This is a genomic window from Thiohalophilus thiocyanatoxydans, from assembly GCF_004366735.1.
In the GTDB taxonomy this organism is placed as follows: domain Bacteria; phylum Pseudomonadota; class Gammaproteobacteria; order UBA6429; family Thiohalophilaceae; genus Thiohalophilus; species Thiohalophilus thiocyanatoxydans.
On sequence record NZ_SOQX01000005.1, the window covers coordinates 99548 to 124825 of the forward strand.

Here is a 25278-nt window from a genome sequence, read left to right on the forward strand (position 1 = left end):
TAATTCATGCCATACAGCCAACCAGCGCCCGTAACCAGGGCGGCATCCGGTCACCGGATGATCCTTTGTCAGCGTTTCATTGCGGTGTTATTGATTTCTCTGCTCCTGAGTACCAGCCCGCGTTGCGCTACCGCCGAGGGCGGCGATATGCCGGAAATTGAGATCAGTTCACTTGAGAGCAGGTTGTTGCGCGATCCTGTCCAGCACTGGACGAGCGAGACACAGACCCGTATTGACGAGTTGCCGATCGACGCGTTTCGCCCACTGACCGACGAGCAAGTCAATCAGGGAATCACCGATCGTGACTACTGGATTCGTTTCAGAGTATCCAACGCTGACAACAACAATCCGGTTCGCTGGGTTCTCCATCACGAGACCAGTTATCTGGATGAGATGAGCGTCTATTACGCGGATAACGATCAACCTCTGCAAAAAGTTACCCTGAGCGACAGAGAGCCCTTCACTGAGCGACCTGTGGATTATCGCACCCTGGCGTTTGAGCATACCACGCGACAAAACAGTTACACCGATCTTTATCTGCGCCTGCGCTATGAAAAACCTGACGCCATGTCGCTGAATGTATATCTCAGTCGTGCCGATATTTTCTACAACAAAAGTCGTAAGGAGTACTTTTTATTTGGCACCTATTACGGCGTGATGGGTTCACTGCTGATTATTGCTCTGGTTTTTGCCAGCATAATGCGGCAGGTTGTCTATCTTTATTATGCCGTATTTCTTGCCTCAAGCATTCTGATGTGGGCATTGTTAAACGGGTTTGCCTTTCAATATCTATGGCCAGGATCTGTCTACTGGCAAAATGAAGGGTTTCATATCATATTTTTAGCGACTGCCATCACAGCCCTGCAGTTCTCGCGTCATTTCCTTCAGACCGCCCGCTGCTGTCCGCGAATCAACAAAATAATATACCTGGCGCAATGGATTATGATCGGCGGCATTTTGTTGCGTTTTGCCGGTTTATATACACCAGTTCTGTACCTGTCGTTTGTTTCTCTGGCTCTGCTGGCTCTGCTACCGTTACTGGGGTATTTCGCCTATCAATACGGCATGCGTTATGCCCGCTGGTACAGCATCGCCTGGCTGTTCTATGGTATCAGTCTCGTATTCAGTGTACTGAGCGCGGGCAGCAACCTGTTATCCTGGGGCATGACCCCTCTGATCTTTACCCAGATCGGGGGTGTACTGGAGTCGGTCTTCCTGTTGATTGCATTAGGCGAACGACTGGTCGGCTGGGACCGGGACAGACTGCATGCCCTTGAGATCGCCAACAAGGACCCCCTGACCGGCCTGGGCAACCGCCGTGCTCTGGAAGAGGCCTTTGACAGCCTGAAGATTCAGCTTCGTTCGACCGACAAACCGGTTTTTCTGCTCATGATTGATCTGGACCATTTCAAGGAGATCAACGACGAGTATGGCCACGATGCCGGGGATTATATATTGCAGCACCTTGCCCGGATTTTATCCCTCCTGTGTCGGCCGGAAGATATCTGTATACGTTACGGCGGCGAGGAATTTGCCGTCCTTACCCGAATGGATAACGTCGAGCAGGCATGTCAATTTTCAGAGCGTATTCGTACCGAATTTGCCAATCAACCAACCACCTATGAGGAGACGCCGATCCCGCATACCCTGACAATCGGTGTTGCGGGGCCCATCGAGTCCGGGCATGAAATCAAGCGTGCTGAACTACTTCGCCAGGCTGATGCGGCACTCTATCGCGCCAAACAGGCCGGACGGAACCAGACTGTCGTCTATGCGTAACTCAGGTTAGCTGTGCTGTCGCCTGATACCCGGTTCCGAGAGAAGGCTACGTCACATTAACTCGTTTAATAAGCAAGCTATACTTATCATCCGGGGATTGTCATATATGTTCGACGCCTCGATTATCATGGCGTTGAACAGGCCAACCTTAAACAGTCAGCCAGAAGGCTCGGGGTGTCTGTTTCAATTACCCTGCAAAAATCGACCGGGAAGAGTAATCGTCGACATAGGTGAGCATGATCGGCATCAATACCAGTTGCATAGAGCATTTGTACATTGACATCACAACACCTTATTTTTATAAGCAATCAATCGTAATGCTTTCCAGATCGCATCGAGCAACATCATCAAATGATGTGCTATAGAATGCTATAGATAGAAAAGAAAAACTCGGAGGGGATCGTATGCACAAAGCCGGAAAATTGCTGCTTGCGTGCCTTATTTGTTTCTCAGTAATAGGGGGAGCAGTCTGGCTGGTCCAGCAATTACTTTAGAGCCCACCCTGATCAGGGTTATGCGATTTTAATTCTGACCACGCTCATCACCTCCATTTGTATACCGGCTACGCTTATTTGATCCGGATAGTAAGTCAGGTTAACTCGTGCGCCGCTCAGATCTTTGTATTTTTTCTTGCGTTTATAGCGAAACGGGACATCAACGCCTTCAATCATCACTGTATTGATAATCCATTCACCTTCCTCTCGTTGCACATGTGAGACAACCTTGACATCCTCCGAATGAACAAGTTTGTCATGCCTGGCCAGCATTTTTTTCGGATTGGTGGCGGTTTTTTTTCGCACAAATACACCCTTGATCTGGACAGTGTCCGTTATTATTCGGGAAAACGTTCTTCGGCAACGTAATGCTGGAGCTTTTTCCAATACTCGGCATCAAGCAGTTCGGGATGCAGTTGCTCAAACAATTCACGCTGTATGGGATCCGGGAACAGGAACGTCGCAAATTCTTCCGGAAAAACGTCATTCGGACCAACAGAATACCATGGCTCGGAGGCAAGTTCATCCTCGGGGTAACGGGGAGGAGGGATCTTGCGAAAATTACATTCAAGCAGAGGCTGAATTTCATCATAATCGTAAAAAATCACCCGCCCATAACTGGTTATACCAAAATTTTTCGGCAGTAAATCGCCGGGAAAAATACCGGCTGCGGCGATATCCCGAATAGCGTCGCCATAGTCCTGTACTGCATGGCGCAGGGCCTCGCCACTGACTCGCTTGATATACAGATTAAACGGTTCAAGCCGGCGCTCGATAAACAGATGCTTTACCACCAACTGATTATCTTCTTCCGATATTTGTGACGGTGCCTCGGTATACAATTCTTCAAGTAACTCGGTAGTAAACCGTTTCACCGGCAGAGCTGTGTAGGAGAACTCCCAGGCATCTGACAGTCGTCCGACACGGTCATGCTGCTTGACCATATGATAACGGTCGATGACCTTCTGACGAGTCGTATCCTTCGGCGGCCGAAACTGATCACGAATCAGTTTGAATACATAGGGATAGGACGGCAGGGTAAATACCATCATGACCAGACCTCTACTCCCCGGCGCGGTCTCAATCGGATCCGAGGAACGTTGCAAATGATCGAGAAAATCACGATAGAATTCCGCTTTACCCTGTTTGTGAAAACCAATCTGTGTGTACAGATCGGCGGCGGTTTTCTCCGGGAGAAATCCCAGAAGAAAACGGATCAGTGCGGATGGGACCTCTGTATCGACCAGAAAATAGGCTCGTGCCGAGGTAAACATACTGGCTACTTCGTCGCGTTCACAGACCAGTCTTTCGACATAGGCCGTTCCGTTCGTATTGCGCCGGATGCGCAGAATAAACGGCAGCCGATCCGGACCATTGATGATTCGTCCAACCAGATAGGCAGTGCGATTACGATAAAACGGCTGGTACAACATCTGGACTTGAAAATGTCGTGCCAGCTTCTGTGACAGACCGGCGTATTGACGCATATCTGTCGTAATCTGGCGCAGGTCCGCACGCAGGTCGCTGAAGGGCAAACCGACATCAGCTTCTTGCAGAATTCTCAGTAATGTAGTGCGCCAGCCCTCCCGCAGCGGGTAAAAACTGTGATAGACGGGTTCATCACTGTCCAGACGCTCCGTCGAGACCGAGGGCCTGACAAATATAAAATCATTATTGTAATAATGCCGCTCGAACAGTCCGACAAAAACGGAATTGTAGAAAGTTTCAGCAAGCTCGGGTTGACGATGGCCGTAAAGCAATCCCATATAATGAAACTTGATCTCCTGCCACAATTCGGTATTAAGCACCTCCACATCGAATCGTTGGCGCAACTCACTGATCGTTTCACGCACCCGACTGTCATACAGATTAATACGCCGGATTGCCGCATACCGGCTGGCCATCCAGTCACCGTGAATGAAGTTATCCCGTGCTTCACGGGTCATATCCCGGAAAATAACAAAATGCCGGTTAAACCCTTCCAGAATTGTCTCGGCAATTTCCGTCACCAGCGGTTTGCTATGACCCGGTATCGGGACGGCGTGCAGGGGCGGGTTCCGGTCGTCTTGCCCGGTTTTCACATCCTCAGGACCTGGTGTTTTTCGAGTCGTCGAACTGCTCCTCTTCGGTTGATCCGGTTAACGCGGTCACCGACGAAAACCCGCCCTGAATAGTGCTTGTCACATCATCAAAATAACCCGCTCCCACTTCCTGTTGATGTGATACGAATGTATAACCTTTCTCCCGTGCGGCAAATTCGGGCTGCTGCACTTTGTCAACGTAATGCCTCATACCTTCACCACGGGCATAGTCGTATGCCAGGTCAAACATGTTAAACCACATGCTGTGTATCCCGGCGAGCGTAATAAATTGATACTTGTAACCCAGCTCCGCCAGGTCATCCTGAAAACGGGCAATGCTTTTCTCGTCCAGGTTCTTGCGCCAGTTAAAAGAGGGTGAACAGTTATACGCCAGAAACTTGTCGGGATTATCCGCAAGCACCGCCTGGGCAAACTCACGCGCAAAACCGATGTCCGGGGTACCGGTCTCGCACCAGACCAGATCCGCATACGGCGCGTAGGAAACACCGCGTGAGATGGCCTGCTCCAGGCCATTTTTGACCCGATAAAAACCCTCGGCTGTACGCTCTCCTGTCAAGAATGGCTGATCATGAGGATCAATATCCGAGGTAAGCAAATTGCCCGCTTCAGCATCGGTGCGCGCCAGAACGATCGTCGGTACATTGCAAACATCGGCGGCGAACCGCGCGGCAATTAATTTGTGAACCGCCTCCTGGGTGGGAACCAGTACCTTGCCGCCCATGTGACCACACTTTTTAACCGCGGCAAGCTGATCTTCGTAATGCACCCCGGCGGCACCGGCCGCGATCATGTTTTTCATCAGTTCAAAAGCGTTGAGTACGCCGCCAAACCCCGCTTCGGCATCAGCGACGATCGGCAGAAAATAATCAATATAACCGGCATCCTCCGGCCCCAGACCGTTCGCCCACTGGATTTCATCGGCTCGCTTAAAAGTGTTGTTGATACGCCGCACCATGGTCGGCACCGAATCGTAGGCATAGAGCGACTGGTCGGGATACATGGTCTCCGAGGTATTGCCGTCGGCCGCCACCTGCCAGCCGGACAGGTAAATGGCTTCAACGCCGGCCTTGGCCTGCTGCATGGCCTGTCCCGCGGTAATCGCCCCCATGCAATTGACATAACCTTTTTTTGCCTCCCCGTGTAGCTGCCGCCAGAGTTTATTCGCCCCCTGTCGTGCATAGGTATATTCCGGTTGTATCGAGCCGCGCAGACGGACGACATCGGCGGCTGTATAGCCCCGCTTTACCCCCGCCCAACGGGAATCCTGAGCCCATACCTGCTCAAGCTCACGAATCTGCTCTTCGCGTGTTTTCATTTCGGCTCCCTTACGGCCAATCCGGGTGAAGTCGGTTACCTGTCATCATGAACTGTAATTAAACAGAACCACGTACTATTAGTTAAAGATAGATGCAGATTGCCTCGCCTGCCAGCGCCCGGGTTCCCCTCTGCCTGTACCCCGCGCCGGAACGCCTAAAAATAGCACACAAAAAATTGGGTTATTTAAACCGCCGACAATCCACGGCGCGAAACCGCCTTCCCGGATCACAGGGCGGCTCCCCCTGAAAACGACTCGTACTCGAAATCCTGCGATCCCGGCCAATTCAGCGGTGCTTCTATCTTGTTTCGGGACTTTGCTCTCGTCTAAAATTTGCCACACAATTCATTGATTTTTGTAGAAACATCCAACAGAGTAAGCACATGCCAATCAAAAAAATCCGGTCAGATCACGTCGAAATCGGCATGTACGTCTCCAGCCTTGACCGCCCCTGGGTCGAGACGCCATTCCTGTTTCAGGGTTTTGTCATTAACGACCAGAACGATATAGATGAGCTGTGTCGCCACACTCAACACGTCTACGTGGTCGTTCCCGATGAGGAGATCCAACTTACCCGTAGAGAACCCAACCAACCGGAGGCGTCTGCGCAATCGGAGCTCCCTCGCCAGACGAACTATAAGGGCGAATCAAATGTCGATGATGAGATCAACAAAGTCCGGCATTCTCACGCACTCTTCCCGGAACTTTTCTCCGAAGTCGAGTCGATAATTCGCACAGGAGGACCGTTACCCTTCGAACTTTTCAAACAACCCGCCCAGAATCTGGTGCAGAGCGTCACCAAAACCCCCGACGCTTACATCTGGCTGACACAGCTGAAAAAGTTTGATTCTTATATTTACAAAAGCGCGCTTACAGCGGCTATCTGGGCAACCGCCCTGGGCAACAAGCTGGGTATTGTTGAAGAGGAGCTGCAAAATCTGGCGATCGGCTGCATGCTGATGGATATTGGCAAACTCAGTTTGCCGCCAGAAATTTTACACAAGCCCGGACGCCTCACCAATGAAGAGTGGGAGCAGATGAAAACACATGTTGACCTTGGCTTGGAGCGTCTCCAGAGCAATGCCCAGTATCCGTCGAGTGTTCTGGATATCGTACGCACCCATCATGAGCGACTTGACGGTTCCGGCTACCCGAACGGTTTGAAAGGCGATCGCATCTCACTTTTCGGACAGATTGCAGGTATGGTGGACCAGTATGTCGCAGTGACCAACCCCCGCCCCTATGCGGAAACCATATCACCCTCGAAAGCCGAAGAGATGCTGTATAACCAACGTGGAACGTTATTTGATGAAATGCTGGTGGAATATTTTATCCAGGCCTTGAGTACGTATCCGACTGGTTCGCTGGTTGAGCTGAGCTCCGGTGAGGTCGGTATTGTCAAAGCCCAGAAATCCGGACATAACCTCAGACCGGATGTCATCCTACTGCTTGACCCGGATAAACAGCCTTATGGCAGCTTTACCTTGATCAACCTGGATAATTACAACCATAACGGAACTCCGGTCAGAATCGCCAAAACGCTTGCCGATGGCGAGTATGGCATTGATATCGAAGAACTGTCGTTATAACAGACCGGATACGGCTGCCTTTTGCAATCTGCTAACGGTAAATGGATCTGACTTAACCTGTTCCTTGTCCCCGAATGCACATCATGATGGCGCCGTTGTTTATATTTTTAACTACCAGGATTATTTCACAGCATATCAATATGGGGCAGTGTACTGAGTCCGCCCATTGCCTGCAATTCAGTCAGGCTGGTCACACCCTCGGCAACCTTTTCCAGACCGTCATCAATCAGAAAACGGTGTCGACGATCATTGAGTCGTCGGTAGAGCGTTCGGCGATCGGCACCTTCCAGGAGTAACTGATATTCCTGCGGGTCAATGCGCCAGAGTTCGAATATGCCGGTGCGCCCGTGATACCCCGTATTATGACACTGCTCGCACCCCTCGGCGCGCCAGACACGGGAAGGTGGCCGACGCCCCAGTTTTTCCAGCCAGTTCTGGGCGCTCTCATCGGGTTCGGTTTCTACCCTGCAATGCGGGCATAATTTGCGAACCAGTCGTTGAGCAATGACCAGCACCAGTGTAGAGGAGATATCCTGACCACTCAGATCATAATTACGCAACGTATCGATAACCCCGACCGCATCACGACTGTGCAATGTCCCCATCAGAGCCCGACCACTGGTCGCCGCGGTAATCGCAGCACGGGCTGAGGCGGCTTCACGAATTTCCCCGAGCATCAGATAATCGGGATCCAGGCGCAACATCGCCTTCACACCCGAGGCAAAATCCAGCCCATGGCGCAGATCAACCTGGATATGGTTAATGCCGTCAATTTCGTACTCCACCGGATCCTCGATAGTCACGACATTGCGTTGTTGCAGCTTGAGTTTGTGCAGCAGGCTATAGAGCGTGGTGGTCTTGCCGCTGCCTGTCGGGCCGGCCACCAGCAACATTCCGCTGATGTTGTCGATCCACTCCTGAATCTGCTCCAGCCCCTGTTCATGCAGACCGAGTTCCTGCAGATACAGCACATCCTCCAGCGGCTGAAAGATCCGGATACTGAGTTTATGACCGTGCAGTGTGGGGGCGTAGGTCAGGCGCATGTCGATCGTCTGATCCTGTAGCACGTAGCTGATCCGGCTCTCCTCGGGCGTAAAACGGCGTTCGATGTTGAGTCGGGCCATCGCCTTGAACTGGTTGATCAGGCGCAGTCCTTCCCGCTCCGCCAGCAACGCCCCGTCCAGTATCCGGCCATCCACCCGTAAACGTACCAGGATACCGCTGGAACTGGCATCGATATGAATATCCGTGGCCCGCTCCCGCATGGCATCGAGCAGTAATGCCTCGGCCTCGAGCGGCAGATCCTCAACGCTCTCTTCCCGATCCTCATCCCCCTGTTCGAGGACCCGCCGAAGCTCCCGAACCAGACGATAATGCAGAGTACGCGGCCAGTTATCTGATACGGCCAGTCCGACACTCTGCGCTTCGCGCTCCTCATCATGCTGCTGGTTCATAGGCACACCTTACGAAAACTCCGACCGAACTCACAGACTGGCTGCGGTCAATGCTTGATGGGTGATACTTTATTTTGCCGGGGTTTTGGTGGAATTTACAAGCCGGATCACTCATTCTGTATTGACCGCCAGGTAAGAGGAATCGAATAATAACCAAACCCGACCGTTTGACGATGGAGAGTACAACATGGTGCGGTCTTTCTCCCGGCTGATCCCGGCACTGTTACTGGCAACACCTGTTGCGCAGACACTCCATGCCGGCCAGCAATACTTCGACGTGCATATTCACTACAGCCAGGACGTCTGGGACAGCCTCTCCCCGCAGGCGGCGCTCGACAAACTGCGCGCGGCGGGCATTACCCGGGCCCTGGTCTCCAGTACCGGCGATACCGGAACACGGCGGCTGTACCGTGCCGCTCCGGAGATGATCATTCCCGCCTTGCGGCCCTACCGTCAGCGCGGCGAACGTTCCCAGTGGATGCATGACGAAAGTGTCATCCCCTATCTGGAACAAAAGCTGGCCGAGCATTCTTATATCGCGATCGGTGAATTTCATCTGCAGGGCAGGGAGGCTGATCTGCCCGTGGTCAGGAAAATGGTCCAGCTGGCACGCGAGAACAATCTGATACTCCACGCCCATGTTGACGCCGACGCCATCCACCGACTGTACGCGCACGATCCCGATGCCCGCATCCTCTGGGCCCACGCCGGTTTTGAAAACGCCGCAACGGTCAGGGAGCTCATGGAGACCTATCCCGATCTGTGGGCCGATCTCTCATTTCGCCGGGATATTTATCCCGCCAGCCGTTTTCTACCCGACTGGGAGGCGCTGCTGGTCAAACACGCCGATCGCTTTATGCTCGGTGTCGACACCTACCGGCCCGAACGTTGGGAACGAATCGAAGCGACACTGGCATGGTACGAAGGCATGTTTTCCGCCCTGCCCGACAGCGTGGCCGAGAATATTCGCTACCAGAACGCCGCGCGTCTCATCGGCCGAGCCTTCGAGAACAGGGCAGCAACCCCCTGAGCGCATTGATCATCGCGCTTATCCCGGGACGGTCACGCCCGGTTGCGGGCCACTCGCCCCGGGAAGAACCCTCGGCAGGCGCCCCCCGACTCATAACCGGCTTGCGCATCAGGAGCCTGGCGGATCGTGACGCGACTCTCCGACGCCACGGCATTCCTGTTCCGGAATACCCCACGTCACACTGATCAGCAAATAGCCGGGGAATAGAATCAAAAAGGCCGGACGGTGGCGTCATCACCGTCCGGCCAGGCCCTGAGACACGATTGTCGGTCCCGTTCAGGCGGCTTCCTGCCGTTCCATTTCATCCCTGTATTCGCCTTTACTTGCCAGCGAATTCAGTTTGGCCCGATGCAATAACGCCTTGCGGGCGGCTTCGACCCGGGCGGGATCGCCCTTCCAGGTTGTCAGTGCCTGATGTTGCAGGGCACGGGCATAGGAGAAGGTGAGCCGCCAGGGCAGCGCCAGCTCCGCCGCCAGCCGGTTCATGGTATTCAGATGCTGGGTGGCCTGCTCGTCACTCTGCCCGCCGGAGAGAAAGGCGATTCCCGGCACGGCCGCGGGCACGGTCTGTTGCAGGCACTCAAGGGTACGTTCGGCCACTTCCTGAACACTCGCCTGTTTGGCATTTTCCTTGCCGCTGAGCACCATGCTGGGTTTGAGTACCATGCCTTCGAAGAAAATATTCTGCCGATACAGCTGCTCGAAGACCGTGTGCTGGGTTTCACGGGTGATGGCAAAACTATCCTCGATGGAATGGCCGCCGTCCAGCAACACTTCGGGCTCGACGATCGGCACCAGCCCGGCTTCCTGGCACAGCGCCGCGTAGCGTGCCAGGGCATGAGCATTGGCCTCAATGCAACCGCGACCGGGCAGGCCTTTTTCCATGTCGATGGTAATCACAGCGCGCCATTTACAAAACCGCGCACCAAAACCCCGGTACTCTTCGAGCCGTTCACGCAGGCCATCCAGTCCTTCGGTTACCTTCTCGCCCGGATGCAACGCCAGATCCTTGGCCCCGGTGTCGACCTTGATACCGGGAATAATGCCCTGCTCCTGCATCAGTTCCGTAAAGGCGCGCCCCTCCGGATTTTTCTGGCGAATGGTCTCGTCGTACAAAATGGCGCCGCTGATATAGTCACCCAGCCCCGGCGTACCGAGCAGCAAATCCCGATAGGTCACCCGGTTGGGCTCGGTATTCTCGACCCCCACCGCCTGCAGGCGCTTGCCGCAGGTTGGATTGCTCTCATCCATTGCCAGAATGCCCTGACCGGGTGCCACCATGGCAGTGGCGGTCTGTTTCAGTGCAGCGTGATCCATTCCACGACCTCCTGTTACTGGTTGCGTTTAACGCGCCACTCCCGGCACCGGCACATCAAGCGACGGTCCGGGATAGCGGCAACGGGTTGAATGTCTCGTGTAAAGCTAGCGCAGAAAGTCGCTCACGGCTAAAAAATATTGTTTATGTCACAACCCGGTATTCGATAGTTGCACTCATAGTGCACCATAAAAGCGGCGCAAGCGCGCTCGTGCCGGGCATTTACAAACTGGTAGAAAATAGAAGGGAATAAGCTATGACAAAAAATGCAGGATCAGGCGTGCTTTATAACTTCAGTTTATTAAATAAACAACCAGGGAGAGACGCAACAGCGTCAGAGGTAATGTCCGAATAAAAACGGATCTGTCACGGGATGACAGATCCGTCTGGTGTTACACCCTGTTAAAAGCAGCCGGCCTCAGAACTTGTAGACCGCACCCACAGAGATGGCGGAGGGACTGCCACCGGCTTCGGTGGTCAACTCGTCACCGTGACCGCCGTCGATCCCCTGATAGTTGGCGTTGGCGTCATTATCGGTCAGGGTATAGGCCGCATAGATCTGGGTTGCCTTGTCCAGCTGGTTGAATACCCCCAGCGCCAGGTGCTGGGCGCCGGAGTCGGCCTGCCCGCTGTGATCGTCCGCGACAAGATACTGCACGCGCATATCCAGCGCCTCGTCGAACCGGTATTTGGCATTCACCCCGTATGCGTCCCGGTCGTAAGTCGTATCATCACTGTCGGTGGACTCATAGATGGCACCGAACTGAAGTTGATCCAAGGTGTAGGTAGCCGTTAGACGCAGGTTGTCGACTTCTTCTGTCGCACCATCAGGTGCAGGAGCAATTGACCACTGTTCCAGTGCGGCACCGACGCTCAGCTGACTCGCGCTGTAGGTGAGCGACACGCTGGTCAGATCATTGTCGTTGTTATCCTGCCCGCCGCTAACATTGTCAGAATAGGGATCGGCCGAATACATGGCACGTAATTCCAGCGCATCAAACTGGTTGCTGTATAAAATGGCATTCTCCGCCCGATCATTGAGCACATTGCCATACCCATCACTGTAGGCGCCGAGAATCGCGCGTCGATCGCCAATCGTGTCACTGAACATCGCCCAGCTCGATCCAAGTGACTTGGAAGGCGTGTCGTAATGGCCGGCAAGCACCTGACCGAAGCGACCTTTCAGCCCCAGGAAACTATTACGCGAGCCAAATCTACTGCCTTCGCCGCCTTCGGCAATATCTACGTTCTGTTCGTACTGCCACAGCAGCGTCATGGTCGGATTGATCTCATGCTCGCCCTTGAAACCGATGCGGGTCGAGTTGTTCGATACACTAAACTGACTGTCCTCGCCCGTCGCATCCGGATCGCTGTAATCGAGCGAGACATGCGCCTTGCCATACAGTTCAAGTTTTTTGCCGATCAATTCAACCGCCTGCCCCATCCCGGGCAGGGTAAAAAAAAGGATGGATCCGGCAAGTAAATGCTGTTTTTTCATTCAATGACTCCTCAGAGCGCTGTGTTTAAACTTGTGGTACACGAATTACGAGACAATGTTATTCAGTATCATCCGTTAATTCTGTGAACCTGAATTGTGATCTCACATTCTTTCAATTGAAAATGATAATCAATTTCTCCCTGACTCTCCCTTGTCGATAATTCTGAAGACAATTTCCAAAAATTGACTATGCTTGTAGTTAACAGTGCGTTTCCGCTGCCTTAGCGCAGTCAATTTCATGTGGCATGCTGTTCGGTACACCAGAGGCCACCACGGGAAAGATAATGACCGATATTACCGCTTTTCTCGGCGACGAGTCCGACGATCTACTCAATCACCATTGTACCACCCTGCCCGGCGCGGACCTGCATCTGCCCGGCCCCGATTATCTGGAACGGGTTGTGGCGCGCAAGAATCGCAAACCGGCGATGTTGCGCAACCTCAATGCCATATTTCAACAGGGTCGCCTGGCCGGCACCGGGTATGTCTCGATTCTGCCGGTGGATCAGGGCGTGGAGCATACTGCCGGTGCGTCGTTCGCGCCCAATCCCGCCTATTTTGATCCGGCCAACCTGTTTGAGCTGGCCATCGAGGGAGGCTGCAATGCCATTGCCTCCACCCTCGGTGTGCTCCAATCAGTGGCCCGGGACTATGCCCACAAAATTCCGATGATCCTCAAGATCAACCATAACGAGCTGCTGAGCTACCCCAAACATTATGATCAGACCCTGTTTGCCAGTGTCGACCAGGCCTTTGACATGGGCGCCGTGGCCGTCGGTGCCACAGTCTACTACGGCTCACCCGAATCCCGTCGCCAGATCATGGAGATCAGCGAGGCCTTTGAACATGCCCACTCGCTGGGGCTGGTGACGGTCTTGTGGGCCTATTTGCGTAATGACGCTTTCAAACAGCAGGACCATGACTATCATACCGCGGCGGATCTGACCGGCCAGGCCAACCACCTGGCGGCCACCATCGATGCCGATATCATCAAACAGAAGCAGGCGACCCTTAACGGCGGCTTCAACGCCATCGGTTTTGGCAAAACCCACCCCGGTATGTATGACAAACTGGCCTCCGAACATCCGATTGACCTGGTCCGCTACCAGGTCGCCAATTGCTATATGGGCCGGGTCGGCATGATCAATTCCGGCGGTGCCTCCGGTGAAAATGATTTGCACCAGGCCGTACGGACCGCGGTGATCAACAAGCGGGCCGGTGGTATGGGCCTGATCAGCGGCCGCAAGGCATTTCAGAAACCGATGGCGGAAGGCGTCGCGCTGTTGAATGCCATCCAGGATGTCTATCGGGACGCGGATGTCACTATCGCCTGACCGGTCCTGGCCGGCCAGGCCGTAATCAAAACTCCCAGTTACGACTCACACCGGGTTTGATGGACTCCAGTTGCTGAACAATCCTGTCGCGATTGGTCAGCAAGGGCTCATCGCCCATGCGCTTGAGCACCTCTTCTTCGTGCGCATTGTGCTCGACCATCGCCTGATAGAGCGGCTCCAGGGAGGTCTCAAAGTGATCGAAATTGCGGTTTTTTATCACCTTGGCCAGATCGTTCAGCAAGCGTTCCAGATTGTCATGCTCATACATCAGATCCCCGAGATCATCGTCCGGATCCGCAACTTCCTGTTTGAAAAACGGGTAAATCACCTCGTCTTCCATTTGTATATGTAATTTAAGATCATCACTCACGCTATTGAACAGCTGCACAGCCGTTTTCCAGTCTTCGGCACCGGCAGCAAGCTCACATTGCTTGACGGTCTCCTCAAAACGACGATGATCGTGTACCAGCCAGTTATCGGTACTCTTTTGTGGCATATCTCCTCCCCCCGGGTAAATCTGCCTACTTTTTCAGGCGGACGACCCCCATCATTTTCAACGCCCATTTTTCAAACAGGGGCTCGGAAACGCCCCGTTTGATCTTGTAGAGAAAATATTTCTCAAAGCCAATCTTGGCCCAGTGGACCCACTTGCCTTTTTTGAACCAGGTCACATTGCGTGGCGGAATCTGTGGAATCGCGACAAATGCGGCTCCGGTATCCCCCAGATCCGCGAGACAAAAGGCGTTCCAGCTGCCCTTGGACTCGACCGGCTGACCTTCCAGCTCGGCATGGATATTGTTCACAATCGCGGTCACCATGGACTCGATCATGTAACCGGTCTTCGGTGCACCGGTCGGAACCGGTGTCGGCTCCACCGGTGGAATGGCGATACAGACCCCGGCCGAGAAAATATTCGGATATTTTTTACTGCGCTGATGCTCATCCACCATAACAAATCCACGCGGATTACACAGATCCGGCACATTGGCTACGGCATCGACCCCCTTGAACGCGGGCAGCATCATCGCATGGTTGAATTCCAGCTCGTGCTGCTTTTTGACTTCACCCTCTTCGTTTAACTCATCGACATACATCTTGCCATCCTCGACCCGGGTCGTTTTGGCATTGGTGATCCAGTTTATATGTCGATTGCGGAATTCGTGCTCCAGCATGCCTTTGGAATCGCCGACACCACCCAGGCCGAGGTGGCCGATATAGGGTTCACTGGTCACAAAGGTGATCGGCACCTTGTCCCGGATTTTATGTTTCTTCAACGCGTGATGCAGAATCGCCGCATATTCATAGGCCGGTCCGAAACAGCTGGCAAACGGCGCGGCACCCACAATCACAGGGCCAGGATCCTCCAGCAGCTTCTGAAAATCGGCATAGGATTTTTCCGCGTGGTCGACCGTGCAGACCGACTGGGTAAACCCACCGTCCGGTCCGGACCCCTCTACTTCGTCAAAGGCAAGCTTTGCCCCGGTGGTAATCACCAGGTAATCGTAATTGACCGTCTCGCCATCCTGGAGTTTGAGTACATTGTTGGCCGCGTCGATCTCATCGACCTGCCTGGCAATAAAACCAATCTGTTTTTTCTTCAGATACTGCCCGATCGATACGGTAATCTTCGGTCGGGTTCGCCAACCGACCGCCAGCCAGGGATTGGAGGGAACGAACTGAAAATAATCGGTGGCGTTGACGACGGTGATCTCATGCGCCTTGCCCAGCACCTCGCGCATCTCGTAGGCGGCGGGTACGCCACCGATACCAGCACCCAGTATCACGATATGTGCCACAGTAAGCCTCCAGAATTTATACTATATCTATTGAATAGTGGCACAAAAAACCGGAAATGGAATTGACCAAGATCAGAATTGATGAAATTTTCCAATTTTTATGCCGTTCAACCCCGGTAGACATATAAATAGAAACAGAACTGCTGCATCCTGCCCGCCGGGGTCTGATGCCCGTCCTCGCGACTGCCAAGCAGCTCGAACCCGTCACTCAGTGTCTGGCCCATCAACTCGGCATTATAGCGCCGCACCGGCAGACCACTGCACATCTGCGGGCCATCGAGCGAGAAGGCCCCGATCACCAGATGACCGCCCACCTGCAGCCCCTTGCGCAGGGCGGCAACATACGCCGCCTGTTCCGCGGTCTCGGTCAAAAAGTGAAACACCGCCCGATCGTGCCAGAGAGAGTATCGGCGCTGGGGCGCAAATTCGATGATATCGGCCGTGATCCAGTCAACATCCGCCGCCCGGGGACCCAATCGCTGCTGCGCCGCCAGCAATGCCGGTTCGGCTATATCCAGCACGCTTAGATCCGTATAACCGGTTTCCAGCAGGCAATCCACCAGGGTGGACGCGCCACCGCCTATATCGATCAACGGGGCGTCGCGACCACAACCGGCGCGCCGGATAAGCGCCAGCGAGACCTCGGGACGGGGCTGATACCAGCTCACTTCCCGGGCATCCCGGTCCCGGTAAATCTGCTCCCAGTGCTGGCGTCGTGAAAAAGACATGCTGTTTTGATACCCGTTTGACCGTGGTTAGCTGACGTGCATCGGCTATCGCCGGTGGCGATTTACTCTTGTTGATCAAAGGGCACCATCACACCTTGATCAGGATCAATTACGAGCGGGATGAGAAGGCAGGTTAAGGCGGGTTATTGAAAAACGCCGGTTAATCGACGCGGTTGTTGTCCGGGTTGGCCTGTTCGCTGGCCAGGGTCGTACGCAATGCCCGAATGTCGTTTCGCAGGGCGCGGATCTCCTCCTCGATCGCCCCGCCTTCCTGATGGATTGTCTCCTCGATCTCGCCGCGATCCCGGGCATGGTCGGCCTCATGCATGGTCTGCATCGTATCCACAATAATCCCGATGAACAGGTTGAGCATGGTAAAAGTGGCAATCAGGATAAACGGCACAAAAAACAGCCAGGCATGGGGATACTGTTCCATTACCGGACGAACGATACCCATCGACCAGCTCTCCAGGGTCATGATCTGGAACAGGGTATACATCGACGCGCCAATCGAACCGAACCATTCGGGAAAGGAGTCACCGAACAGACCGGTTGCCATCACCGCGAAGACATAAAACAGCAACAGCATCAATCCGGCGATCGAGGCAATCCCCGGCACGGCATGCAACAGCGCCTCGACGATAAAGCGCAGCTTGGGCACCATGGAGATTAAACGCAGGACACGTAATACACGCAACGCACGCAGTACCGCCAACGGTCCACTGGCCGGGATCAGGGCAATAGCCACCACGACAAAATCAAACACATTCCAGGCCACGCTGAAAAACCGCAGCCGGTAGGCGAACAGCTTGACGGCAATCTCCACCACAAATACGCCCAGGATAATCCTGTCTGCACCGATCAGAAACGGTCCCATATGTGCCATCACGGTACCGGAAGTCTCCAGCCCGAGGATCACCGCATTCACAATGATCAGCGCGATGATCGCATACTGGGTGCGCGACGATTCGATCCAGCGTCCGGCACGAGCACGTAGTGAGTCGGGATCCAGGTCCCGGAGAATAACATCGACCATGGTAATAACAGATTCGAAGAGTTTTGACTGACACCCCGGCCTGCCGACAGTGACAGACCGCACCTGTCCCGAAGCCTGTGGCCCGGGGCGGGCGCAGTTTACCAGCTTTTGCCTCCCGGCCGGTAATCCCGTTTGTGCAGCCAGCCATTTCCGCGCAAAACAGATGCCCCGGTCCGGGGAGTGATAAACTCCCCGTCCATGTTCCCCTCAATTCCGTTAGAACTGCTGCTGACGACCGGCGCCATCCTGCTCGCGGCCTATATCTTTCGTGGCATCACCGGTTTCGGTTCCGGCTTAATCGCCATTCCACTGCTGGCGCTGTTTATGCCGCTGACCTTCGTGGTCCCCTATATCAGTTTTGTGGATGTGGCAGCGTCCCTCGTGCATGGCTGGCGCCACCGTCGACACACCGCCTGGCGGGAGGTGTTGACGGTCCTGCCGTTTACCATACTGGGAGTCGCGCTGGCCCTGTACCTGCTGAAAAACCTGGACAGGTCGACCCTGAGCAATGCGCTGGGAGGCTTCGTTTTACTGTTCGCGCTCTACAGCCTTATCGGCCCGACCCTGAATCGCCACCAATGCAGCGCCCGCTGGTCCGTTGCCGCGGGCTCGCTGGGCGGTATCGTCGGCACCCTGTTCGGAACCGGCGGTCCCCTGTATGTTATCTATTATCAGTTGCGCGGCCTGTCCAAAAATACGTTCCGCTCCACCATCGCCACGGTATTTCTCATCGAAGGCGGCATCCGCCTCGTCGGTTACGCGGCGGCGGGGCTATATCATCTGGAAATTCTGTTCTGGATCACGGCCTCATTGCCATTGATGGCAATCGGTTTGTATATCGGTGGCCATATTCATACCTCGATTACCCAGCGCCAGTTTCAACATGCCATCGGCATACTGTTGATCATCAGCGGCGTCGCGCTGTTGACGAAAACCTCGTAATCCCGTCGGTGCACCAAAAAACTAACCGGGCGGTTCAGTACCGGGCGAGATGGTTTCCGGCAAGATAAAACGCGTTACCACTTGCTTATATGCTGAATCCGCTCCCTCAAGACAGGCGACCCGGCTGTTTTGTGACTTGTAACACATTCTATGCGTACTATTATTTAAAATAACAACATCATTAATTTCCCTGTGGTTTATCAGGGAAAGCAGGCCTGCTACATCGGCCAGAGTCACTTAACACTTTTCCGGAGGGGCCCCATCCATGGAAAATATCAGCTTGATCATCACAATACTGGCCGTCATCACCATGTTGTATGCCTTATGGCAGGTCTTTGCATTAAAAGAACATATACAGGGCGGAATGGTTGGCCGACGCTGGAGAATCCTGGCGGCACTGGTTGTGCTGTTTGCCCTGGGGTATATAGCCATGCCGTTTATGGGGCAACTGCCCGTGAATACCCTGCACAGCGTGGTTGCGGTGATTTTCCTGTTCGGGGCGATCTATGTCGTGGTAACCATTTCACTCATCAAACGCATTATTCTTGCGCTCAGCGAGTAACACGGGAGGGGTCTGTCATGGATACATCCATTGTCTTCTCGAAAACCCGATCTGGTGAGCAGGCGATCGCCACACGCCGCGCAAATCTCGATCGAAAACTCCGCATGGTTCTGATTCTGGTGGATGGCCAATCGGACATTAATCAGTTGCACAACAAAGCTGCGGGATTAGACGGTCTTGAGCAAGCGCTGGAACGCCTCGCACTGGACGGTTTTATCGAGGCCAATAACAAGGCCTGGCAGCAACTGAATACCAGGCCGGAACAGAGCGAAGATCTGGAAAGTGACGGATCCTTCGATGCCCAGGCCGTCAAGGCGAAACTGGTGGATGCGGCGATTCTCGTGCTGGGCAATGATGCTGAAAAAATCACCCGGATGCTGCGTGAAGCCCCGGATACGCCGGACGGCCTGGAAGCGGCCATTACCCGTTGCAAGAAAATGGTGGACCTGACTATCGACGAAAGTCGCTCTGCAGAGTTGAGGCAGAAGTGTCTGGAAATCATCGGCAGGATATAAGCCCAAAAACTCAACCGCCGTGTAGTATACGTTTACCTTTTTGGATGCGCTTAAAACCAAACGGGTAACAGAAAGCCTGTCGTACATCTCAGCCGCCGACTGACTGGTTAGAACCAATAACACGCGTCCGGATGTATAACAACTCCGGAAAGACAGTTGCGTCATGCCGCGCCCCATATGACAACTCTATCGCGCCCCGCTTTTTTGGCCTGATACAACGCGGCATCAACCCGGCTGAATATCTTCTCAGGGGTGTCGTCCTGACATATTGTATAAATACCAATGGAGACACTGACTGCGGGCAACGCCTCGCCATTACAGGTTTCGATTTTATTCTCACGAATAAGCATTCGTAGACGCTGTGCAATCTGTTCCGCATTTTGAGAACTTGTATCAGGAAGAACGAGAATCAGCTCTTCGCCCCCGTAACGAACAGCCGCATCATGTTCGCGCAGGTTATCCCGAATTACGTTTGCAACACGCTGCAATACACTATCACCTGCCAGATGACCATACTGATCATTGAACTGCTTGAAATGATCAATATCCAGCATAATTATGCTGCTTGGCGGATAACCTACGGCCTGCTCCCGCATAATTTCCGGTAGCTTTTCTTCCAGCCAGTGGCGGTTGCGTAATCCCGTCAGCGAATCGGTCTGCGCCTTTTCCGAGAAAACACGCTGTTTCTCCATGCCTTCGGTAATCAACTTGTTATCTTCACGCAAGCGAAAGGAAACAGCGCGCAGGAAATTCCGCGCGGCAACATGTGAGCGCTCGATTAAATTCCACCATACACTGGCATGTATCGCCAGCAATTTGACATCGGTATCGGTTATAACCGTCGCTGAGGGGCGCATATTGTCGATTACCGACATTTCACCGACCCATCCGCCCCGCTCAACATAGGTTTGTATGCCACCTTGCTGCTGACTGAACTGAACGATTAGCCGACCATCCAGCAGAATATAGATTGTTTCGTTATCCTGATCCGGAGAGAGCAAAACCCGGTTTTTTTTCATGTGAATCAGTTCACACTGGTTAAGCAACCAGTTCAAATCGGCCTGCTTCACTCCCCGTAAAAGGGACAGTTCAGCCAGCTCATCAATAGAAACCCTGTGGTTCATACAACATCAGTTCATAACATAGTCTATTCCTTACTATATTCGGTTTTCGATGCGCGGGCAGGAACACTTTTGCTACACACTACGCAAATCTCGCCGCCTGATTAACCAGCCACCGGGTCAAATACCCGCATCGAAATCCGGATCACTCAATCTTCGGCTTATGCGTTATACCTGCCGGGTCGCCGAGCACAGGAACGTATGCCCCTGCGTCTCCCGGAAAGTGCAGGGAACACACCCTGTACCGGTATCCGGAATGTTCATTCAGCTGTTCACCCTGGCCGGTTTACAGGGCGTGGATTGCCAATACCCCATTATTTCATGAGGGTGTTTCACCGGGCGTGAGGCGCGTGACATTCAAATGGCCTGTTGGATAGCCTCCGGCAAGACGGAACCGAAAAGAGCAGGATTGATAAGTCGGTTATAACCAGCCTGAATACAGCAGTCAGGTTTTGATGCGAACAGGCTGATTATCCAACCCACCCACGACAGGCATACCAGGTCGCATGTTCGAGAAGCAGCGTGTTATCCTGCGGCTCAAACACGCCGTCCGGCCATGTATGTTTCAAACATGGCAGCAGAAACAACGATCAAGCCGCCGAGGATCGTGGTTGCCGTCGGCCATTCCCCCAGAAGTAATGCAGCGAACAGGCTTGCATAGACTACCTGCAGACAGGCGACCAGGCTGGCGGTTTTGGCCTTGAAGTTACGCAGACTGAAAGCGAAAAGCGTATGCGGCAAAGCGGTGAATATCACGCCCAGCAGTAGAAGCTGACTCCATTGAGCAGTGCTGACTTGCGGAATGACCGCCGAACCAAACGGCAACAGCACCAGGATGGTGATCAGTATCTGATACATCAATGCCTGCTTGGCCGGATAACGGCGGAAGTAGCGTCCCTGGACGATATTACGCAAGGCGAACAACAGGGCCGAAAGCATGCCCCACAACACCCCCTGTGTCGTGGCATTATCGAGGCGAAACTCGGGAACCAGCAGATAGATTCCAAATACCACCCCGATGCCGCTGATCACATCCACCCAGTGAGGCCGATCACCATGAAACAGCGGCTCCAGAAACACCGTCATCACCGGGAAGGTATACAATGCAATTACACCAACTGCGATGGAGGAGACCTGCATGGCATGAAAGTAGGTTACCCAGTGACCGGCCAGCAGAACGCCGAGCAACAAAACGGTCGCGTAATCACCCCGTGTTTGTAACTTTACCGGATCACCCTGCCAGCGGATCACCGCCCATAGCGCCGCCACGGCGAACAGGCTGCGTAAAAGGGTAATCTCCAGCGCCGGCAGGGCGATGAGCCTGGAAAACAGTGCCGTCAATCCGAACAGAAAAACGGCGGAATGAACGGCCCACAGGCCTTTATGAGTCGGGTGCATACCGTTTCCTGTCGCGCCGAATCAATAATGACTAAACATTAAGCTAACATAAACCGGCAGGCAACGAATCCTGCACCTGATACTATTGTATCAAAATCAGGCAATGCTCAATCGTGAACACCTGACAAGGATAAATAAGTATTCCGAATATCAATACAGGAAAGCGGAGCTGTTATCCCTGGCAGGCACGGCAGTCCCGATTAACGTTAAATAATCCGTCATTCGTAACGCCTGTTTAGTGCTTTGCGCTGATTATCTCAAAGGCTCTGTCGATCTCCGGCAGGCAGCTCAAATCCTTTGTCTCTGAAAAGACGTATGCAGGCATCAACCACGTCCGGCTCGTACTTGCTTCCACTTAGCGCCTGGATCTCCTCCAGTGCCGCATCGAGTCCCAGCGCCGCGCGATAGGGGCGGTGCGAGGCGATCGCCTCTACCACGTCGGCCACCGCCAGTATTTTTGATTCGAAAAGGATCTGCTCGTCACGCAGAGCGTCCGGATAACCGGTACCGTCCAGGCGTTCATGGTGTTCCCGTATCATCCGGGCAACCGGCCAGGGAAAGGGAATGTCCTGGACGATCTCATAACCGACGGTGGTATGGGCCTTGATAAGCTCGAACTCCATCGCGCTGAGCCGGCCCGGCCGGGTCAGGATCTCCGCCGGAATGTAGATCTTGCCGATATCGTGGATCTGCCCGGCCAGTCTCAGTCCTTCGATACGCTCCGGCTCCAGCTCCAGCTCGGTGCCGATCGCCGCCGCCAGCATCGCCACACGGTACTGGTGGCCGGCGGTATACGGATCCCGTTTCTCGATGGTCAGCGCCATGGCCTCGATGGTGGCATAGAGCATCTCCCGAAGCCTGTTCACCGCCTGTTCCCGATCCGCCTTGGTTCGCAGTGCGCCTATGCCGTAGCCCAGGTCGTTGGCCAGTTCCTGTAACAGCTCGAACTCTTCTTTATCAAAGGCATCGGGGGTCGATGAATAGAGCGTCAGCGTGCCCAGCACCGCGTCATCGGTCATGATGGGCAACGCCACCAGTGACGCATAATCATGTTCCCGTGCCGCCTCCCGCCAGGGGCCGAAATTCTCGTCACTGGCCACATCCTGAACCGCGATCGCCTTCGCCTGTCGGATGGCCTGTCCGACCGGGCCCTGGCCGCGCGGCGACGCCTCCGCCCAGCTGGCCGCCACCCGGTCCACATAGCCGGCGTCGTAGCCGGCACGGGCTACCGGCTGCACGCTTTTGTTCTCATCGCTTTGCGCATAGCCCACCCAGGCCAGACGGTAATCGCCCAGCTCGACAATGATCCGGCAGATCTCATCCAGCAACTGCTGTTCATCCTCGGTGCGCACCAGCGCCTCGTTACAGGCACTGAGCGTTCTCAGGGCACGGTTGGTCCGTTGCAGGACCATCTCGGAATGGCGCAGTTCGGTCACATCCTGTACCGTGCCGACCATTCGTACCGGTTCACCCTTTTCATTGCGAAAAAGCTGCGCCTGCTCATGCACCACACGCTCGGTACCGTCCGGGCGCAGGATACGGTGATCGATACTGTAGGGCTCGTCGTTCTGAAGCGCCCTGTCGACGGCATTCATCACCGCTTGACGATCCTCGGGATGGATGCGTTCCAGAAAGGCCTCGTAGGTCGCTTCGAACTCCTGCGTCTCAAGCCCGAAGATGCGATAAATTTCGTCCGACCACCACAGCGATCCCTGCACAATATCCCAGTCCCAGTTTCCCAGCTGGGCGATACGCTGGGCCTGCTCAAGGCTCTCCCGGGTAGCCTGCAACGCCAGTTCCGCCTGTTTATGCCTGGTGACATCGTTCAGGGTAAATACCAGCCCCTCGACCTTGCCCTCGTCGTCCTTGATCGGTTGCAACCGCCAGTCCCAGTAGGTGATCCCCCACTGTGGGTGATCGGGGTATTCAAACGGTTTTGCCGTTGCGGTATAGGGTTCCCCCGTTTCCACGACCTGACGAAAGATCGCTTCGTTCTCTGCATCCGGATAGAGATCAAAATGGTTTTTGCCGGGGAAAAAATCGGCCGTCTTCTCATCACCCCGGGCATACTGCTCGTTGACCCGGATGAAGTTGAATTTGGCATCGAGGTAAGCCACCTTGATGTCGATGGCCTCGAACATGGTCTCGAGCAGTTGATTATTGTTCGTCAGTTGTTGTTCATAGCGGGTGCGACGAATGGCCGTGGCGAGCAGATGGGCGATACTCTGCAGGAAATTGACTTCATCATCGCTGAACACTCTGGTCGTGCGGGCCAGAACTTCCAGTACGCCAAAGGGCGCCTCCACAGCGGGAATAAGCACCCCGATGCCGCTGACCACCTCATCTTCGACCAGTAAACTTGTCGCCTGGAAACGACTATCGGCGCGCAGGTCTTCGACATTGACCGGTTCCTGCCCCTCAAGGACCCGGGCCGCCAGCACATCGTGGTCAACAGACATGGTCGCCGGCACAGACACGTCGCCGGCCGCTGCACGCAGACGCAGTGCCTCCCCCGAAGGCAACCGTTCCAGCACCCGGCAATCTTCCACCGCCAGGGCATCGGCAACCGCTTTGACGGCCTGCTGCATGAGTTCATCGGAATCGCTGCGTTCCAGGGCGTGACCACCCAGCGCAACCAGGACCGCCTGACGCCGATCCCGGGCCTCGAGGGTTTCCCGTGCCTGCTCGGCCGCGGTCACATTTTCCAGCACATGAACGGAAAAACGGTACTCATCGTCCTGACTCGAAACCACAAAACCCCGGGAACGGTAGATCGCCCCTTTGGCCGTGGTAAACAGTTCGTCACTGAGCCCACCCGGCTCCTGCGCGCTGGCGCAGCCCGACAGGGGGCCATCGCGTCTGGGGAAGACCTCCCAGTAGACCCGGCCGACAAGCTCGGCGAGTTCGCGCCCGGCACAATCGGCGTAGGCGCGGTTTGCATGCAGTATCCGGTAGTCCCGGTCATGGAAAAACATGGGATCGGGCACCGCATCGAACGCCTGGATCCATTCCAGCCGGGTCGTCTCGCAATCCGCAAAGGCCGCTTCCAGCTCGGCAAGAATCGAATCCGGAACAGCGGACCCGTCCCCGGCGGAGGATGACGCCGGCACGTTCTCTTCCAGCCATTGGCGCAGACGGGCTATTTTGGCGTCAACAGCCCCGGACGTCTTCTCGCGGGAAACGAGTTGATCCCGACTCACAAACTGCCCCTTTTATCGCCTTACAAGAAACCTTGTCTGCTCAAGGGTAAGGCGCCGGGCACCTCGTGTC

Annotated in this window: 20 protein-coding genes; 7 read left to right on the top strand and 13 right to left on the bottom strand. The window is 54.5% G+C overall.

Features of this window, described 5'->3' with window-relative positions; genetic code table 11:
- The first annotated feature begins 57 nt into the window (after positions 1-57).
- Positions 58-1779, top strand: a complete 1722-nt coding sequence (locus tag EDC23_RS10060; protein WP_243830766.1) for a sensor domain-containing diguanylate cyclase — start codon at positions 58-60, stop codon at positions 1777-1779.
- A 512-nt stretch (positions 1780-2291) separates the two neighbouring features.
- Here EDC23_RS10060 and EDC23_RS10065 read toward each other — a convergent pair.
- The 3 genes from EDC23_RS10065 to aceA all read right to left on the bottom strand — a co-directional run bounded on the left by EDC23_RS10065 (position 2292) and on the right by aceA (position 5690).
- Positions 2292-2546 (bottom strand): hypothetical protein, encoded by a 255-nt coding sequence (locus EDC23_RS10065; RefSeq protein WP_134084333.1) that lies wholly within the window; start codon positions 2544-2546, stop codon positions 2292-2294.
- A 65-nt stretch (positions 2547-2611) separates the two neighbouring features.
- Positions 2612-4354: a bifunctional isocitrate dehydrogenase kinase/phosphatase gene (gene aceK, locus EDC23_RS10070; protein WP_134084144.1), complete on the bottom strand. Its 1743-nt coding sequence runs from the start codon at positions 4352-4354 to the stop codon at positions 2612-2614.
- Between the two features lie 4 nt (positions 4355-4358).
- Positions 4359-5690, bottom strand: a complete 1332-nt coding sequence (aceA, locus tag EDC23_RS10075) for an isocitrate lyase (protein ID WP_134084146.1) — start codon at positions 5688-5690, stop codon at positions 4359-4361.
- 383 nt (positions 5691-6073) lie between these two features.
- Between aceA and EDC23_RS10080 the strand changes: the two genes are divergently transcribed.
- Positions 6074-7279: an HD-GYP domain-containing protein gene (locus tag EDC23_RS10080; protein ID WP_134084148.1), complete on the top strand. Its 1206-nt coding sequence runs from the start codon at positions 6074-6076 to the stop codon at positions 7277-7279.
- A gap of 125 nt (positions 7280-7404) precedes the next feature.
- On the opposite strand, the gene EDC23_RS10085 is transcribed toward EDC23_RS10080, so the two are convergent.
- Positions 7405-8733 (bottom strand): GspE/PulE family protein, encoded by a 1329-nt coding sequence (locus EDC23_RS10085; RefSeq protein ID WP_134084150.1) that lies wholly within the window; start codon positions 8731-8733, stop codon positions 7405-7407.
- Between the two features lie 187 nt (positions 8734-8920).
- Here EDC23_RS10085 and EDC23_RS10090 point away from each other — a divergent pair, with 187 nt between their 5' ends.
- Complete coding sequence (locus tag EDC23_RS10090; RefSeq protein ID WP_134084152.1) at positions 8921-9763, top strand: amidohydrolase family protein; 843 nt, start codon at positions 8921-8923, stop codon at positions 9761-9763.
- Between the two features lie 276 nt (positions 9764-10039).
- Here the strand turns inward: EDC23_RS10090 and EDC23_RS10095 are convergent, their stop codons facing one another.
- A complete protein-coding gene (locus EDC23_RS10095; protein ID WP_134084154.1) occupies positions 10040-11080 on the bottom strand; it encodes a class I fructose-bisphosphate aldolase in 1041 nt (346 codons plus the stop codon).
- 416 nt (positions 11081-11496) lie between these two features.
- Entirely contained in the window at positions 11497-12576 is a 1080-nt protein-coding gene (locus EDC23_RS10100; protein ID WP_134084156.1) for a porin, read from the bottom strand.
- 284 nt (positions 12577-12860) lie between these two features.
- Here EDC23_RS10100 and EDC23_RS10105 point away from each other — a divergent pair, with 284 nt between their 5' ends.
- Positions 12861-13910 carry a class I fructose-bisphosphate aldolase gene (locus tag EDC23_RS10105; protein WP_134084158.1) on the top strand — a complete coding sequence of 350 codons (1050 nt, stop codon included), beginning with the start codon at positions 12861-12863 and terminating at the stop codon, positions 13908-13910.
- A gap of 25 nt (positions 13911-13935) precedes the next feature.
- Here the strand turns inward: EDC23_RS10105 and EDC23_RS10110 are convergent, their stop codons facing one another.
- The 4 genes from EDC23_RS10110 to EDC23_RS10125 form a co-directional block, all read right to left on the bottom strand.
- Complete coding sequence (locus tag EDC23_RS10110; RefSeq protein WP_134084160.1) at positions 13936-14406, bottom strand: hemerythrin domain-containing protein; 471 nt, start codon at positions 14404-14406, stop codon at positions 13936-13938.
- A 25-nt stretch (positions 14407-14431) separates the two neighbouring features.
- Positions 14432-15706 (bottom strand): NAD(P)/FAD-dependent oxidoreductase, encoded by a 1275-nt coding sequence (locus tag EDC23_RS10115; protein WP_134084162.1) that lies wholly within the window; start codon positions 15704-15706, stop codon positions 14432-14434.
- Between the two features lie 107 nt (positions 15707-15813).
- Positions 15814-16434, bottom strand: a complete 621-nt coding sequence (locus EDC23_RS10120; protein ID WP_134084164.1) for a class I SAM-dependent methyltransferase — start codon at positions 16432-16434, stop codon at positions 15814-15816.
- Between the two features lie 160 nt (positions 16435-16594).
- Positions 16595-17470 carry an ion transporter gene (locus EDC23_RS10125; protein ID WP_134084166.1) on the bottom strand — a complete coding sequence of 292 codons (876 nt, stop codon included), beginning with the start codon at positions 17468-17470 and terminating at the stop codon, positions 16595-16597.
- Between the two features lie 198 nt (positions 17471-17668).
- Between EDC23_RS10125 and EDC23_RS10130 the strand changes: the two genes are divergently transcribed.
- From EDC23_RS10130 to EDC23_RS10140, 3 genes are all read left to right on the top strand, one after another.
- Positions 17669-18412 (top strand): sulfite exporter TauE/SafE family protein, encoded by a 744-nt coding sequence (locus tag EDC23_RS10130; RefSeq protein ID WP_134084168.1) that lies wholly within the window; start codon positions 17669-17671, stop codon positions 18410-18412.
- Between the two features lie 265 nt (positions 18413-18677).
- Positions 18678-18974, top strand: a complete 297-nt coding sequence (locus tag EDC23_RS10135) for a hypothetical protein (RefSeq protein ID WP_134084170.1) — start codon at positions 18678-18680, stop codon at positions 18972-18974.
- A 17-nt stretch (positions 18975-18991) separates the two neighbouring features.
- Positions 18992-19489, top strand: coding sequence for a hypothetical protein (locus EDC23_RS10140; RefSeq protein ID WP_134084173.1), 498 nt, complete (start codon positions 18992-18994; stop codon positions 19487-19489).
- 161 nt (positions 19490-19650) lie between these two features.
- Here the strand turns inward: EDC23_RS10140 and EDC23_RS10145 are convergent, their stop codons facing one another.
- The 3 genes from EDC23_RS10145 to EDC23_RS10155 all read right to left on the bottom strand — a co-directional run bounded on the left by EDC23_RS10145 (position 19651) and on the right by EDC23_RS10155 (position 25208).
- Positions 19651-20613 (bottom strand): GGDEF domain-containing protein, encoded by a 963-nt coding sequence (locus EDC23_RS10145; protein ID WP_134084175.1) that lies wholly within the window; start codon positions 20611-20613, stop codon positions 19651-19653.
- Between the two features lie 534 nt (positions 20614-21147).
- Positions 21148-22008, bottom strand: coding sequence for a DMT family transporter (locus tag EDC23_RS10150; RefSeq protein WP_134084177.1), 861 nt, complete (start codon positions 22006-22008; stop codon positions 21148-21150).
- 257 nt (positions 22009-22265) lie between these two features.
- Positions 22266-25208: a GAF domain-containing protein gene (locus EDC23_RS10155; RefSeq protein WP_134084179.1), complete on the bottom strand. Its 2943-nt coding sequence runs from the start codon at positions 25206-25208 to the stop codon at positions 22266-22268.
- Positions 25209-25278 lie beyond the last annotated feature (70 nt).